Raw genomic sequence first — 14,966 nt, 5'->3', positions numbered from 1 at the left:
GGGCGCGCCGCTGTCTCTAGTGTGCGTTTCTTGTATATCTGATTGCCAGAGTATGCCTAGTCGGCCCCGGCTTGCCAATCTAGAATTTCCGGGACTCAACCCTGAATCCTGACGCCGCCCATGACCGTATCCGCCGAATCGAACACGTCCTCTCACGCCTTGCTGAAGGTGTTCGCCGCCAATGGCATCGACCGCGTTTTCGTGGTGCCGGGCGAAAGCTATCTGGGGGTGCTGGACGCCTTGCATGACTTTCCGCAGATTGACGTGGTGACCTGCCGCCACGAGAGCGGCGCGGCCTTCATGGTGGGCGCGGATGCCAGGCTGACCGGACGCCCTGGCGTGGCGATGGTGTCGCGCGGGCCCGGCGCGACCAACGCGTCGATCGGCGTGCACGCGGCGCAGCAGGACGCGGTGCCGATGATCCTGCTGATCGGGCAGGTGCCGAAGCGGGACGTGCGCAAGGAAGCCTTCCAGGAGATCGATTACCAGAAGATGTTTGGCTCGATGGCCAAGTGGGTGGTCGAGGTGTCGACGCCCGAGGAACTGGCGGCGGCGGCCTTCAAGGCCATCCGCGTGGCAACGTCCGGCACGCCGGGCCCGGTGGTGATGGTGGTGCCCGAAGACGTGCAGCAGGCCGCGGTGCCGCAGCCGGGCTGGGTGGCGGCGGCGGAGAGCCCCGCGCAGCCCGCGCCCGCCACGCTGGAGCGCATCCACGGATTGCTGGCGCAAGCGCGCCGGCCCTTGATCATCGCGGGCGGCGCGTTCAACCGGCCCGATGGGCGCTGTGCGCTGCGCCGGCTGGCCGAGCGGCATACGGTTCCGGTGGCGGTGTCGTTCCGGCAGCACGACCTCTTTCCCAACACGCATGCGCTGTACGCCGGGGACCTGGACCTGGCGACGCCCGCCGCGCAGGTCGCGGCCTTCAATTCCAGCGATTTGATCCTGGCCCTGGGCACGCGCCTGGGCGACATCACGACCCAGGGCTACGTGTTCCCGGCCCATCCCAAGCCGGCCCAGGCGCTGGTCCACTGTTATCCCGACCCGCACATCGTGAACCAGCATTTCGCGGCGGATGTCGGCCTGGTGGCGGACCCGGCGGCGACCGCCCATGCCTTGGCCAATCTGCCGGCGACCGGGCGCGGCCTGGCGCGGGCCGATTGGGCGGCGTCGCTGCGTGCCATCCAGCAGCGCACCGCCGCGTGGCCGGAGAAGGCCGTCGACGACGGCGTGCCCTTCGTGTCGGTGGTGCGCGCCCTGACGCAGCGGACACCCAACGACGTGGCGATCTGCCTGGACGCAGGCACCTTCGCCGCGCCCGTGTACCGGCACTTTCCCTTCGTGTACCCGCAACGCTTGATGGCGTCGCAATCCGGCGCCATGGGCTACGGCACCCCGGCCGCAGTCGCGACGCAGCTGCGCCACCCCGACCGCAAGGTGGTGTGCCTGGTGGGCGATGGCGGCTTCATGATGACGGGCAATGAAATGGCCGCCGCCGCCGAACGCGGGCTGCCCATCCTGTTCATCGTGTCGAACAACAATTGCTACGGGTCGATCCGCCTGCACCAGGCGCGGACATATCCGGGGCGCTATGTGGGCACGAACCTGTCCAGCCCCGACTTCACGATGATGGCACGCGCCTTCGGCATGCAGGCCGAGTACCTGACCCGCGAAGACCAGCTGGATGCCGCGATTGCGCGCGGCCTGGCGTCGGACCGTCCGTATTTCCTGGAAGTGCGGACCAGCCTGGCGGCCATCCTGCCGGCAGGCGCCAGCCATGCGGCGGGCGTGGACTTGCTGCCGCGCGGCGAATAGGCCCGCGCGGCGGGGATCCCGGTCAGTCCTTGTAGCCGGGGTCCTTGCGGTCCATTAGGCGAAGCATGGCGGGCCATTCCAGCTCGCCGAAGGGGCGGCGCGTTGTCGGCTGGTACAGGTGCCAGGTCTTTTCGATGACCTCCGGCGGCGGCAGGCAGAGTTCCCGGTTGGCGCTAAGCGCGTCCACCTGCGCCTTGCACGCCATTTCCAGCCAGTACAGGGTATTGAACGCCTGGGCGATGCTGGGTCCCACGGCCAGCAGGCCGTGGTTGCGAAGGATCATCGCCTCGGACGCGCCCAGGTCCGCCACCAGCCGTGCGCGCTCGTCCAGGTCGATCGCCACGCTTTCGTAGTCGTGATACGGAATCTTGGCAAAGCGCATGGCGGTCTGGGTCAGCGGCAGCAGCCCGCACTTCAGGGCCGATACCGCCATGCCCGCGCGGGTGTGCGTGTGGATCACGCACCCGACGTCGTGGCGGGCGCCGTGCACCGCGCTGTGGATCACATAGCCGGCCGCATTGATGCCGTAACCGGTGGACGACGGGCCGAGGATATTGCCGGCCAGATCGATCTTGACCAGGCTGGACGCGGTGATTTCGTCATACATCATGCCGTAGGGGTTGATCAGCAGGTGATCGTCCGTGCCGGGGATGCGCGCGGTGATGTGGTTGTAGATCAGGTCGCTCATTCCGAAGTGCGACACCAGCCGGTAGCAGGCGGCCAGTTGGATGCGGGTGTCCCGTTCCTGCGGGCTCATGTCGTCGCTTGCGTGCATGGTCGTCGTGTCCTGTTCAGTCAGTGGCTTTGACATTGAAGTCGCGGACGATGGCGCCCCACGATTCGTATTCGTTCTTCATCATGGCGCCGAAGGCGGCCGGCGTGGGCGTGGTACGGACCTGGGCGCCCAGGTCTCCCAGGCGCTCGCGCACCGTCGCATCAGCCAGCACGGCGTTCATTTCGCGGGCCAGCCGGTCCTGGATGGCGGGCGGGATGCCGGCAGGCGCGATCAGGCCCAGCCAGGCGCCCATGTCGAAGCCGGGAAAGCCCTGTTCGGCCACGGTCGGCACATCGGGCAGCATCGCCACGCGCTCCGGCGTGCTGACGGCCAGCGCCTTCAGCCGGCCCGACTTCACCATGGCCAGCGACGACACCATGGTGTCGAAGGTGGCGGTGGTGCGGCCGCCGACGATGTCGGTCTGTGCCTGGCTGCTGCCCTTGTACGGCACGTGCACCATGGCGGCGCCGGCCTTGGACAGCAGCACCGCCGTCACCAGATGGCTGGTGGTGCCGATGCCGGTGGTGGCGTAGGTCAGCTGATTGGGTTTGGCCTTGGCCGTTGCGAGGAAATCCTTCAGGTTGCCGGCGGGATTGTCGGGGCTGACGACGAACAGATATGGCAGCCACGTGATCAGGCCGATGGGCGCGAAATCCTTGCGGGCGTCGTAGTTCAGGTTGGGATAGACGTGCGGGTTGATCGCCTGCGGCGCAGAGGCGCCGATCATCAGCGTGTAGCCGTCGGGCTTGGCGCGCGCGCCCAGGCCGGCGGCGATGGAGCCGCCTGCACCAGGCTTGTTTTCGACGATGAATTGCTGGCCCATGCGCTGGGCCAGCCGTTCGCTCAACATCCGGGCGACGGTGTCGGTGGCCGTGCCGGGCGGGAACCCCACCAGTATCGTGACCGGCTTGGTGGGGTAGGCGGCGTCCTGGGCCTGGGCTGCGGCGCTGACGGCCCACAACGGGGCGGCGGTTGCCAGCGCCAAGGCGGCGGCCAGCCGACGCCGGCGTGCAAAGGCGATGTGGGGGGCATTGCGCATGCTTGTCTCCTGTCATGTTTTTCATGGCGGGAGCGCGCTGGCGCCGGCCCGCATCGGGGCCGGCTCCTCATCCAGCCCCAATGCCGTCCAAGGTGGCACAAGGGGCCGGCGCCTTCAATGGCCTGGGCGGCCAAGCAGATAGCGCGAAACGGCAAGGGCGGGCACGCGCCGTGCGCCGGGCGCCTTACACGGTCAGGCTGATCCAGGTGGTCTTCAGGTCCGAGTACTTGTCCAGCGCATGCAGGGACTTGTCGCGGCCGAAGCCCGACTGCTTGACGCCGCCGAAGGGCACCGTGATGTCGCCGTCGGCGTAGCAGTTGACCCAGACCAGACCCGCGCGCAGCCGACGCGACAGCCGGTGCGCCCGCGACAGGTTCGACGTCCACAAGCCGGCGCCCAGACCGTAGACCGAATCATTGGCCAGGCGGACCGCATCGTCCTCGGTGGCAAAGCGCTGGGCCGCCAGCACGGGGCCGAAGATCTCTTCGCGCACCAGGGCAGAGTCCTGGCTGGCGCAATCGAAGATGGTGGGTTCGATGTAGTAGCCGCCCGTGGCGGTGCGGGCTTGCTTGCCGCCCATCCGCAGGCTGGCACCATCGGCCTGGCCCGCCGCGATGCGCGCCAGCACGCCCTGCATCTGGCGTTCGTCCACCATGGCGCCCATGGCGGTGGCCGGGTCCAGCGGGTCGCCGGGTTGCAGGCCCGTAGCGTAGGCTGCCACCTTGTCCATGAAGGCGTCGTAGATGCCGTCCTGCACATACAGGCGCGATCCCGCGATGCAGACTTCGCCCTGGTTCGAAAAGATGGCCAGCGCGGCGGCCTGGGCCGCACGGTCCAGGTCAGGGCAGTCGTCGAACACGATGTGGGGCGACTTGCCGCCGCATTCCAGCCAGACGCGTTTGAGGTTCGATTCGCCGGAATAGGTCATGAACCGCTTGCCAGTGGCGGTGGATCCCGTGAATGCCACGCAATCCACGTCCGGGTGCAGGCCCAAAGCCTGGCCGGCCACGGCGCCCAAGCCCGGCACGACGCTGAAGACGCCGGCCGGGATGCCGGCTTCCTCGGCCAGCGCCGCCAGCCGGATGGATGACAGCGAGGCCTGCTCGGCAGGTTTCAGGATGACGCAGTTGCCGGCCGCGAGCGCGGGCGCGACCTTCCAGGCGGCCATCATCAGCGGGTAGTTCCACGGCACCACGGCCGCCACCACGCCCAGCGCTTCGCGGGTGATGGTGGCCAGCGCGTCGGGGCCCGTGGGGGCGATCTCGTCGTAGATCTTATCGATTGCTTCGGCGTACCAGGCGTAACAGCGGGCGGTTTCCGGCACGTCGAAGGCCAGCGCGTCGCGGATGGGCTTGCCCATGTCCAGCGTTTCCAGCAGCGCGAGCTCTTCGGTGTGCTCACCGATCAAGGCGGCCAGCCGCAGCAGGCGTTCCTTGCGTTGGCGGGGCGCCAGGCCGCTCCAGACGCCGGCGTCGAAGGCGCGGCGCGCGGCCTGCACGGCGCGGTCCACGTCGACCTGGCCGCAGGCGGCCACATCGGCCAGCTTGCGGCCGTCGATGGGGCTGGACGCCGGAAACGTCGCGCCGTCGGCGGCGTTGCAATAGGCGCCGTCGATGTAGGCCTGCCCATTGAAGCGCAGTTCGGCGGCACGGGCGTGCCAGTAGGCGGAATCGTGGTGGCTCATGCTTGCTCTCCGGGGTGGTTGGCGCGCGCGACCATGGCGTCCAGCAGCACGTTGCAGCCGGCTTCCAGGTCCGCGGGCTTGGCGTCTTCGATTTCGTTGTGGCTCACGCCGTCCTTGCACGGCACGAAGATCATGGCGGTGGGCGTGACGCTGGCCATGTAGACGGCGTCATGGCCGGCGCCCGTCACGATGTCCATGGCGGCCAGGCCGCGGCGTACGGCGCCGTCTCGCACCTTGCCAACCAGGTCCGGGTCGAACGGGGTGGGCGGGAAGTACTGCACCTGCTTGACGTCCACCGTCACGCCGTGGCGCGCGGCCACATCCGTGCAGGTGGCCAGCCAGCGCGCATCCATCTGCGTCAGCGTGGCCTCGTCTTCATGGCGCAGGTCGACGGTGAAGCGCACCTGGCCCGGGATGACGTTGCGCGAGCCCGGGTGCGCATGGATCTCGCCGACGGTGCCGCGGCCGTGGGGCTGATGGTCGTTGGCGATGCCCACGACCGATTGCAGCAGGAAGGTGGCGGCGTACAGCGCGTCCTTGCGGATCGGCATCGGGGTCGGGCCGGCGTGCATTTCCATGCCGGTCACGACCACGTCGTACCAGCGCACGCCCAGCGATCCGGTCACGACGCCGACCACTTTTTCTTCGTGCTCCAGGATCGGGCCTTGTTCGATGTGCGCCTCGAAATAGGCGCCCACTGGGCGACCGCCCACGGCATCCGGCCCGGCGTAGCCGATGGCGGCCAGTTCGTCGGCCACCGAATTGCCGTCGTGATCGCGGGCGTTCAGCGCGACTTCCAGAGGAAATTTGCCCGCGAAGACGCCCGAGCCCATCATCACCGGCAGGAAGCGCGAACCTTCTTCGTTGGTCCAGATGGCCACTTCCAGCGGCGCCTCGGTGACCACGCCGTGGTCGTTCAGGCTGCGCATGACTTCCAGCCCGGCCAGCACGCCGTAGCAGCCGTCGAACTTGCCGCCGGTGGGCTGGGTGTCGATGTGACTGCCGGTCATGACGGGCGGCAGGTCGTTGTTGCGGCCGGCGCGGCGGGCGAAGATGTTGCCCACCTGGTCCACGCGCAGCGTCATGCCCGCCTCACGCATCCAGCCGGTGACCAGATCGCGGCCCTGGCCGTCCAGCGCGGTCAGCGCCAGGCGGCAGTTGCCGCCCTTGGGCGTGGCGCCGATCTGCGCCAGGTCCATCAGCGACTGCCACAGCCGCTGCCCATTGATTGAAATCGTCGTCGTCATCGTCGTCAGTCCTGGTTCAATGTCCGCTGCGGGCGATGCGCGCCTGGGCGGCTTCGCGGATGCCCATCAGCGTTTCACCCGGCGCGATGCCGTTGGCGTCGTAGCGGATTTCAAGCAGCGCGGGCAGGCTGTGTTCGTTTGCGAAGGCCAGCGCGCGTTCGAAGGCCGGACCGAAGTCCGCCGTGTTCTCGACGGCCTCGCCATAGCCGCCGTAGCCGCGGATGATCTGCGTGAAGTCGGGGTTCTCGAAGCCCAGCGCGATCGTACGCGCCGGGAATTCGCGTTCCTGGTGGGCGCGGATGGTGCCCCATATGCCGTTGTTGAACACCAGTACCACCACGCCCAGCTTGTATTGCAGGGCCACGCCGAGTTCCTGCATGTTCATCTGGAAGCAGCCGTCGCCGGCATAGCAGACGACGGTGCGCGCGCGGTCTTCCAGTTTGGCGGAAATGGCGGCGGGCAGGCCGTAGCCCATGGAGCCGACGGTGGGGGTCAGGCTCGTGCCCGGGCCGGCGTAGCGGCGGTAGCGGTGCGGGTACAGCGCGTAGTTGCCCGCGCCCACGGTGATGCAGGCGTCGGCAGGAATGTGCGCGTCGACATAAGCGGCGGCCGCGTCCAGGCTCATGGGGCCGGGCGAGGGCAACGGCGCCAGGCTGTCGACCAGTTCCTGGTGCGCGGCGCGCACGGCAGCGCCGCGCGGCGCGGCGTGGCCGGGGGCCAGCGCGGCGACGCCGGCCGCAAAGCTGGCCACGTCGGCCACGATGGCCTGGGTGGGCGAGAACACGCGGCCCAGTTCGGCGGCGTCGGGGTAGACGTGGATCAGCTTCTGGCGCGGCAGCGGGCTTTCAATGACGGTATAGCCCTCGGTGGTGGCTTCGCCCAGACGCGTGCCCACGGCCAGCACCAGATCGGCGTCGCGCAGGCGTTGGCGCAGCGCGGGCGTCATGGCCCAGCCCACGTGCCCGGCGGCGTTGGGGTGGCGCTGGTCAAAGCACTCCAGCCGGCGCCAGGCGGTGCCCACCGGCAGTTCGAAGCGCTCGGCGAAGCCGGCGATCCGGTCGATGGCGGTCTGATGCCAGCCGTTGCCGCCCAGCAGCAGGAAGGGCCGTTCGGCCGCGTCCAGCAACTGCGTCATGCGGGCCAGGTCGGCGGCACCGGGGTGGCTATGCACGCGCGGGTAGCGCGGCAGGTCCGCCACGCGCGCGGTGCCCCACAGCGTGTCCTCCGGCAACGCCAGCACGACCGGGCCGGGGCGGCCGCTGGTGGCGACCGCGAACGCGCGCGAGAGGTATTCGGGGATGCGGTCGGTGCGGTCGATCTGCGCGACCCACTTGGCCATCTGGCCGAACATGCGGCGGTAGTCGATTTCCTGGAAGGCTTCGCGCTCCATGAAGTCGTTGCCCACCTGGCCCACGAACAGGATCATCGGCGTGGAGTCCTGATAGGCGGTGTGCACGCCGATGCTGGCGTTGGTGGCGCCCGGGCCGCGCGTCACGAAGCAGATGCCGGGCTCGCCCGTCAGCTTGCCATAGGCCTCGGCCATATAGGCCGCGCCGCTTTCCTGGCGGCAGACGATCGGCTCGATGGCATCGGTGTGCTCGTTCAGCGCGTCGATGCAGGGCAGATAGCTTTCGCCGGGGATCATGAACACGCGGCGCGCGCCATGGATGCGCAATTGCTGCATCAGGATCTGACCGCCATTGCGTTCGGGTAAAGCGGCTGACGTCATGCGGAGTCTCCTTGTTGCGGGACGGCCTGCGCACGGCGCTCGGCGGCCCATCGTTCGAATTGGTCATGGCGCGCCAACAGGCGGCGCGCGGTGTTGTAGACGGGGGGATCGATGCGTTCGGCATCGTTCCGTCCGGCGCGTTGCGCGTCGAAACGGGCCACGCAGTCGCGGGCGGCATCGATTTCGGCCGCGGCGGGCGTGAATACCGCATGGATCAGCGGAATCTGTTCGGCCACGGTCGCGCACTTGGACTTCAGGCCCAGGCGGCGCGCCCAGCGCAGGTCGGTTTCCAGCGCGGGCAGGTCGCGGTAATTGAACGGGCAGTCGATCGGCACGCAGCCGGCAGCCGTGCAGTCCACCAGGAAGCGTGCGCGCACGGCGTGCAGTTCGATGCCGTCCTTGCCGCGTTCGGCGCCCAGGCTGGCCGTCAGGTCTTCGGCCGCCAGCAGGCAGGCGGACACGCGCGGGCTGGCGGTCAGGATGTCGTAGGCGCGCACCAGGCCCAGCGCCGACTCCAGCGTGGGCACGATCTCGGTGCTGCCCGGCGGCAGGCCCAGTTCGGCCTCAAGGGCGGTGATGGCCTGGTCCAGCGCGACGATCTGGGCGGCGCTTTCCGCGTGCGGCAGGAACACCGCATCGGGCGCGCCCGGCATCACGCCGCGCAGGTCGGCCAGGCCGTCGTCTTCCAGCTTGTTGATGCGCACGGCCGCCACCACGCCCTGGGCGCGGCATTCGGAGAACAGGGCAGCGATGCGCGGGCGCGCTGCGGGGCGTTCGACCTTGGCGGTGAATTCTTCCAGGTCGGCGACCAGTGCATCGGTACCGCTGGCCAGGCCCGCCGCCTGGGCGGCCGCGTCCAGGCCTGGCACGAACATCCAGCTGCGGCGCAGCGCCGCGGGACGGCGGAGAGAGGGGGAGTGGGTCATTGCACGTGCCTCGGCAGGAACAGCACCAGTTCAGGGACAAACGTCAGCAGCAGCATGACGGCGGTCATCGCCAGCATCATCCACGACAGCGGTCGCAGGGTCTGCATCATGTTGATGCCGCCGATCTTGCATGCGGCCATCAGGTCGACGCCGACCGGCGGCGTATTGGCGCCGATCGCCATGTTGATCGACAGCAGGATGCCGAAATGCACCGGGTCGATGTTGTAGTGTGCCAGCACGGGCATCACGACGGGGGCCACGATGATAATGACCGGGATCGCCTCCATGAAGGTGCCCAGCAGCAGCAGGACTACCGTCAGCACCAGCAGCACGGCCGTCTTGCTGTCGGTCCATTCCACCAGCAGGGTGGACAGCGCCTGCGGCACCTGTTCGGCCACCAGCACCCAGGCGAACAGGCCCGAGGCGCCGATGATCAGCAGGATGGACGCGCTGCTTTCGCCGGTGGACTTCAGGTTGTCCCACAGCGACTTCAGGCTGAGCGTGCGGTACCAGAAGAAGCCGATCACCAAGGCGTAGACGATGGCGCTGGAGGCGGCTTCGGTGGCGGTGAAGATGCCGAAGCGGATGCCGCCGATGATCAGCACCGGCACCATCAGCGCGGGCAGGGCGTCGATGGCGGCGGCGCGCAGCTCGCCCCACGAGAACGGCTGGCCGCCGGCCCAGTTGTGCTTGCGTGATTGCCAGATGGCGACGCCGATCAGCGACAGGCCCAGCAGGATGCCCGGGATGATGCCGGCCACGAACAGCTTGCCCACCGAGGTGTCGGTGATGGTGCCGTAGACGATCAGCACGATGCTGGGCGGGATGATGGTGGAGGTAGCGCCGGCGCTGCCGACCAGCGCGCAGGAAAAGCCCTTGTCGTAGCCGCTGCGCGCCATCGCCGGCAGCAGCAGGCTGCCGATGGCCACCACGTCGGCCACGCCCGAACCGGACAGCGCCCCGAACATCAGGCAGGCCAGCACGGCCACGACCGCCAGGCCGCCCTTGATGTCGCCCACGATGGCGGCGCACAGGCGCACGATGCGCTGGGTCAGACCCGCGCCGTTCATCAGTTGGGCGGCCAGGATGAAGAGCGGGATCGCCAGCAGCGTGAAGCTGTCCAGCCCCACGACGTACTGCTGCGCCGCGACCATCATGGGCGCGGAGTCGTAGATCGCCAGATAGGCCAGGCAGGACAGCACCAGACCGAAGGCGATGGGCATGTCGATCAGCACCGTGATCGTGAACACGCCCATCAGGAAAATAGCACCCGAAGACATCTTGTTATTCCTTTGCCGCGGCGGGAGCGAGAGAGAACAGTTGCGCCAGATGCACCACCACGGTGACGGCGCAGGCGAACGGCAGCGCCAGGTAGACCGTGCCGGCGGACACGTCCAGCGCGGGCAGCGTCTGGTCCATCGTCAACTTGGCCAGTTGCCAGCCGGCGTAGCCCAGCGCCACCAACCCGACGATGACCAGCACCTGGTTGATGCGCTCGAACGCGTTCAGCACGCGGGGGTTGCGCACCACGAAGGGCAGCAGGCCGGCCATCAGGTGCGACCGTTCGTAGCTGCAGGCGACCCCGCCGATGAAGGCGGACCACACCAGCACCAGACGCGGCAGTTCCTCGGCCCAATGGGGCGTGGTGTGCGTGACGAAGCGGGCGAACACCACGTAGGTGATCAGGATCGCCAGCAAGGCCACCGCCAGGGCGGCGAAGGCCTTGCTGATGCCCGACAGGACGGCGGACAGTCGATTCAGCATCACTGGGCCTCGCGGTACTTCTGCACGATGGCCATCAGCTCGGGGCCGTAGGTGACCGAGTAAGTCTTCCAGACGGGTTGCACGGCGGCGGCGAACGCGGCCTTGTCGACCTCGTTGACCTGCATGCCTTTCTCTTTCAGCTGGGCCACGAACTGCTGGTCGCCGTCGGTGATCATCTTGCGCTGGGCGTCGCGCCACTTGTCCGCCGCGGCTTGCACGATTTTCTTGTCGTCGGCCGAGAGGCGGTTCCAGACCGGCTTGGAGATGATCAGGTTGGCCGGGCCCCAGACGTGGCCGGTCAGCGACAGGTACTTCTGCACTTCGAAGAAGGACGAGGTGTAGATGATGGACAGCGGGTTTTCCTGCGCGTCGAACACCTTTTGCTGCAACGCCGAATACAGTTCGCCGAACGCCAGCGGCGCCGGGTTGGCGCCCAGTGCGGTGAAGGTGTCCAGGCGCATCTTGTCGGGCGTGACGCGGGTTTTCAGGCCGGCCAGGTCGGCGGGTTTGGCCACGGGGCCGCGGTTGTTGGTCACGTGGCGAAAGCCGTTTTCCCACCAGGAAATGATGGTCAGGTTCTTCTTGTCGGCCAGCTTGGCCAGGGCTTCGCCCAGTTCGCCGTCATACGCCTTGTAGGCTTGCTGCGAGGTCGACCACGTGTAGGGCAGTTCCACCACGCCGAACTTGGGTTCGATCGGCTGCAGCGAACCCGAGCCGATGATGGCCGCGCCCTGGCTGCCGATCTGCAGGCCTTCCAGCATGGTTTTCTCATTGCCCAGCTGGCCGCTGGGGAACAACACGAAGTTGACGCGGCCGGCGGTCTTTTCCTTGACCTCGGCGGCGAAGCCCTCGGCGGCCTTGTTCCAGCTGTGGCTGGGGGCCAGCACGTGGCCCAGCTTGATGTCCAGCGCATGGGCGGACAGCGGCGCCAGGCCCGCCATGGCAAGCAGGGCGCCGCCGAGCAAGGTGTTGAATTTCTTAGTGGCGAGGATCATGGGGTAGCTCCGGATGCGAAAGGAAGGGATGGATAAGGATGGATCGGCGGCGGGGTGCGGCCCCGCTCAGTAGGATTGCGCCCGCATGGATGCGGGGTGGCCGGACAAGGGGATGCGGGTGCCGGTGTCGGTCAGGCCGTGGTCGCCCACGGCCAGCACCTGCAAGGTCGCGTCCAGGAAGTTGCCCACGTACAGGTAGCGGCTGTCGGGGCTGAACGCCACGCCCTCGGGCAACGCGCCGACCTCGACGGCGCCCGCGCGCGTGACGCGTTGGCCGTCGATGCGCAGCAGCACGATCTGGCCGCGCGGATGGTGCAACCATTCGGAAGACGGGTTGTTCGACCCCTGCACGATGGCGACGGCGGCATGACGGCCATCGGGGCTGATCGCGATGCCCTCGGGGCCGTCTTCGACCATCACGCGGTCGATGACGCGGGGCGGGGTGGCAAGCAGGTCGACCACGCTCACGGAATCCGCATGGCCGTCCGACGCGGTCGGGCTGCCCATGTCCACCACCAGCGCCAGCGCGCCGTCCGGCGACACGACGAGGTTGAAGGGCACGAGCCCGGTGGTCAGGTCTTCGGCCGGGTCGTGCGTGACGCTTGGGACGGGGCCGCTTTCATCGATGTGCAGCACGCCCAGGCGGTGCGTGTCGGTCTTGACGACAAAAGCGCGGCGGCCGTCGGCCGAAAACGAGACGGCGACGACCGGCGTACCGACGTCGACGTCGCCGAAGGCTTGCACCCGGCCGTCGGCGATCTTCAAAACCGACACCGAGCGTCCGGCCTTGTTGGCGACCAGCGCCAGCGTCCCCGCGCGGTTGATCGACAGGCCGGACGGCTGCAAACCGATCTGCAGCGTTTGCAGCAAGGCGGGCGGGGTGGAGGCAAGGTCGATCACATGCAGATCGCGGCCGGGGGCTGGCTGCCAGCCGGCGCCGTCGGCGCGTTCCGGCCAGGCCATGGAGTCGGCAATCAGCGCCAGCCGCTGGTCTGGGGTCACGGCCAGGTTGACCGGCGGGCCGAACAGCGAATTGGGCAAGGGCAAGGTGGCGACCAGCACGGGCGCGGCGGGGTCGGCTGCGGCATCGAAGATGCTGAGCGTGTCGCGGCCGGGGGGCAGGAAGCGGATCCGGCCGTCGTCCCAGGTGACTTTCTCGTCGTTGCCGACCAGCAGGAAGTGGGGCGTCGGGTTCATGCCGCCAGCTCCTGGACTAGCGGCACGGCCAATGTTGCGCCGATCAGTTGCCGCGTATAGGGGTGGGTAGGCGCGAAATACACCTGGTCCGCATTGCCGCGTTCGACCACTCGGCCGCCTTGCAGCACCACGATCTGGTCGGCGATATGCTGCACGACCGCCAGGTTGTGGCTGATGAACAGGTAGCCCAGGCCGCGTTCGCGCTGCAATTCCATCAGCAGGTTCAGGATCTGCGCCTGCACCGAGACGTCCAGCGCCGACGTGGGTTCGTCGCAGATCAGTAACTGGGGTTCGAGCATCAGCGCGCGGGCGATGGCTACCCGTTGGCGCTGCCCGCCGGACAGTTCGCGCGGATAGCGGGCCGCGAATGCCGGCACCAGCCCCACCGCGTCCATCATCCGGCGCACGGCGGCAGCCTGCGTCGACGCGTTGCCCATGCCGTGGACCCGCAGCGGGGCCGTCAGGATCTCGTTGATGGTGCGGCGCGGGTTCAGCGAGGAATACGGGTCCTGGAACACCATCTGGATGCGGCGGGCGCGGGCGCGCGCCGGCATGGCAGCCAGCGGCTGGCCGTCCAGCAGCGCCTGGCCCTGGGTGGGGGCCAGCAGGCCCAGCATCAGTTTGGCAATGGTGGACTTGCCGCTGCCGGACTCGCCGACGAGACCGATGGTCTGGCCGGCGGGCACGTGCAGGTCGATGTCGTGCAGGATGCGCGGCGCGGGGCGGCGCGAGAACAGGCTGGCGCGGCCATACTGGAAGCACAGGCCATTCAGGCTGATGCTGGCGGATGTCGGGTTCATGCCGGGGCTCCAAGACGCATGGCGCCGGATTTGACGCAGAGGCAGCGGTGCCCGCCCTGCACACGCGCCGTCAACGGCTGCGCGCACCGCGCTTCGGCCACCGGGCAACGTTCGCGGAATGCGCATCCCCGGATGGCCGTGTCCAGCGATGGCACGGCGCCGGCGATGGTGGGCAGGTCGGTCCGGGGGGCGGTGCGGCCGGGCTGGGGAATGCAGTTCAGCAGCATGGCCGTGTAGGGGTGGCTGGGGCGCTCCAGCACGTCGCGCACGCTGCCGCCTTCGACGATGTCGCCCGCGTACATGACGATGACGTGGTCCGCGATGCGCGCGACCAGCCCCATATCGTGGGAAATGAACACCATGCCCAGCCCGAATTCCGTCTGGATGTCACGCAGCAGGTCCAGCAGTTCAGCCTGCACCGTCACGTCCAGCGCGGTGGTCGGTTCGTCGGCGATCAGCAGTTCGGGGCCGCACATCAGCGCCATGGCGATCATCACGCGCTGGCGCAGGCCGCCCGACAGTTCGAACGGGTACTGCTTCATGCGGTCTTGCGGGTTCGTGATGCCGACCCGGCGCAACAGGTATTCGGCGCGTTCGATGGCTTGCCGGCGGCTGACGGGCTTGTGACGGCGCAGCACGTCGACCAGTTGCGTGCCGATCGGGAACACCGGGTTCAGCGACGTCATGGGATCCTGGAAGATCATCGCGATGCGCGCGCCGCGTAGCGCCGCCAGCTGCCGCGGTTTCAGCGTGGACAGGTCCTGGCCGGCGAATTCCAGCTTCGCTACGCGGCGGCGCGCGGCCGCGGGCAGCAGGTCCAGCAGCGCCAAGGCGGTCAAGGATTTCCCGCAGCCCGATTCGCCGACTATGCACAGCGTCTTGCCGCGTTCCAGGCTGAAGTCCACCGCGCGCACAACGTGCTTGGTGTGGGTGGGGGTGTGGATGTCGATGTGCAGGCCCTGGACCTGCAGCAAGGGGGAGCCGGTCGGCGTCATGGC

The 14,966-nt window shown here is 68.4% G+C and carries 13 protein-coding genes; 1 reads left to right on the top strand and 12 read right to left on the bottom strand.

Annotated elements, in window-relative coordinates; translation table 11 throughout:
* Positions 1–120 precede the first annotated feature (120 nt).
* Entirely contained in the window at positions 121–1,812 is a 1,692-nt protein-coding gene (locus CEY09_RS03470) for a thiamine pyrophosphate-dependent enzyme (RefSeq protein WP_088587556.1), read from the top strand.
* A gap of 22 nt (positions 1,813–1,834) precedes the next feature.
* Here the strand turns inward: CEY09_RS03470 and CEY09_RS03465 are convergent, their stop codons facing one another.
* The 12 genes from CEY09_RS03465 to CEY09_RS03410 all read right to left on the bottom strand — a co-directional run bounded on the left by CEY09_RS03465 (position 1,835) and on the right by CEY09_RS03410 (position 14,963).
* Entirely contained in the window at positions 1,835–2,587 is a 753-nt protein-coding gene (locus CEY09_RS03465) for a class II aldolase/adducin family protein (RefSeq protein WP_088587555.1), read from the bottom strand.
* A gap of 16 nt (positions 2,588–2,603) precedes the next feature.
* Positions 2,604–3,626, bottom strand: coding sequence for a Bug family tripartite tricarboxylate transporter substrate binding protein (locus CEY09_RS03460; RefSeq protein WP_088587554.1), 1,023 nt, complete (start codon positions 3,624–3,626; stop codon positions 2,604–2,606).
* Positions 3,627–3,810: 184 nt separating this feature from the next.
* Positions 3,811–5,310, bottom strand: a complete 1,500-nt coding sequence (locus CEY09_RS03455; protein WP_088587553.1) for an aldehyde dehydrogenase — start codon at positions 5,308–5,310, stop codon at positions 3,811–3,813.
* Positions 5,307–6,557, bottom strand: a complete 1,251-nt coding sequence (locus CEY09_RS03450; RefSeq protein ID WP_088587552.1) for a Zn-dependent hydrolase — start codon at positions 6,555–6,557, stop codon at positions 5,307–5,309. The genes CEY09_RS03455 and CEY09_RS03450 overlap by 4 nt, the downstream gene beginning before the upstream one ends.
* A gap of 16 nt (positions 6,558–6,573) precedes the next feature.
* Positions 6,574–8,286, bottom strand: a complete 1,713-nt coding sequence (locus CEY09_RS03445) for a thiamine pyrophosphate-binding protein (RefSeq protein WP_088587551.1) — start codon at positions 8,284–8,286, stop codon at positions 6,574–6,576.
* Positions 8,283–9,212 (bottom strand): HpcH/HpaI aldolase/citrate lyase family protein, encoded by a 930-nt coding sequence (locus CEY09_RS03440; protein ID WP_088587550.1) that lies wholly within the window; start codon positions 9,210–9,212, stop codon positions 8,283–8,285. The genes CEY09_RS03445 and CEY09_RS03440 overlap by 4 nt, the downstream gene beginning before the upstream one ends.
* A complete protein-coding gene (locus CEY09_RS03435) occupies positions 9,209–10,492 on the bottom strand; it encodes a TRAP transporter large permease (RefSeq protein ID WP_088587549.1) in 1,284 nt (427 codons plus the stop codon). The genes CEY09_RS03440 and CEY09_RS03435 overlap by 4 nt, the downstream gene beginning before the upstream one ends.
* Positions 10,493–10,496: 4 nt before the next feature.
* Positions 10,497–10,976 (bottom strand): TRAP transporter small permease, encoded by a 480-nt coding sequence (locus CEY09_RS03430; RefSeq protein WP_088587548.1) that lies wholly within the window; start codon positions 10,974–10,976, stop codon positions 10,497–10,499.
* Complete coding sequence (locus CEY09_RS03425) at positions 10,976–11,971, bottom strand: TRAP transporter substrate-binding protein (protein ID WP_088587547.1); 996 nt, start codon at positions 11,969–11,971, stop codon at positions 10,976–10,978. The genes CEY09_RS03430 and CEY09_RS03425 overlap by 1 nt, the downstream gene beginning before the upstream one ends.
* A 66-nt stretch (positions 11,972–12,037) precedes the next feature.
* Positions 12,038–13,168 carry a lactonase family protein gene (locus tag CEY09_RS03420; protein ID WP_088587546.1) on the bottom strand — a complete coding sequence of 377 codons (1,131 nt, stop codon included), beginning with the start codon at positions 13,166–13,168 and terminating at the stop codon, positions 12,038–12,040.
* Entirely contained in the window at positions 13,165–13,968 is an 804-nt protein-coding gene (locus CEY09_RS03415; RefSeq protein WP_088587545.1) for an ATP-binding cassette domain-containing protein, read from the bottom strand. Before CEY09_RS03415 ends, CEY09_RS03420 begins: the two co-directional genes overlap by 4 nt.
* Complete coding sequence (locus CEY09_RS03410) at positions 13,965–14,963, bottom strand: ABC transporter ATP-binding protein (RefSeq protein WP_088587544.1); 999 nt, start codon at positions 14,961–14,963, stop codon at positions 13,965–13,967. Before CEY09_RS03410 ends, CEY09_RS03415 begins: the two co-directional genes overlap by 4 nt.
* Between the last annotated feature and the right edge of the window lie 3 nt (positions 14,964–14,966).

It is taken from the genome of Achromobacter marplatensis (assembly GCF_002209535.1).
Lineage (GTDB): Bacteria > Pseudomonadota > Gammaproteobacteria > Burkholderiales > Burkholderiaceae_B > Achromobacter > Achromobacter marplatensis.
Note: the sequence above shows the minus strand (reverse complement) of the source record. Positions and strands in the feature narration are given on the sequence as shown.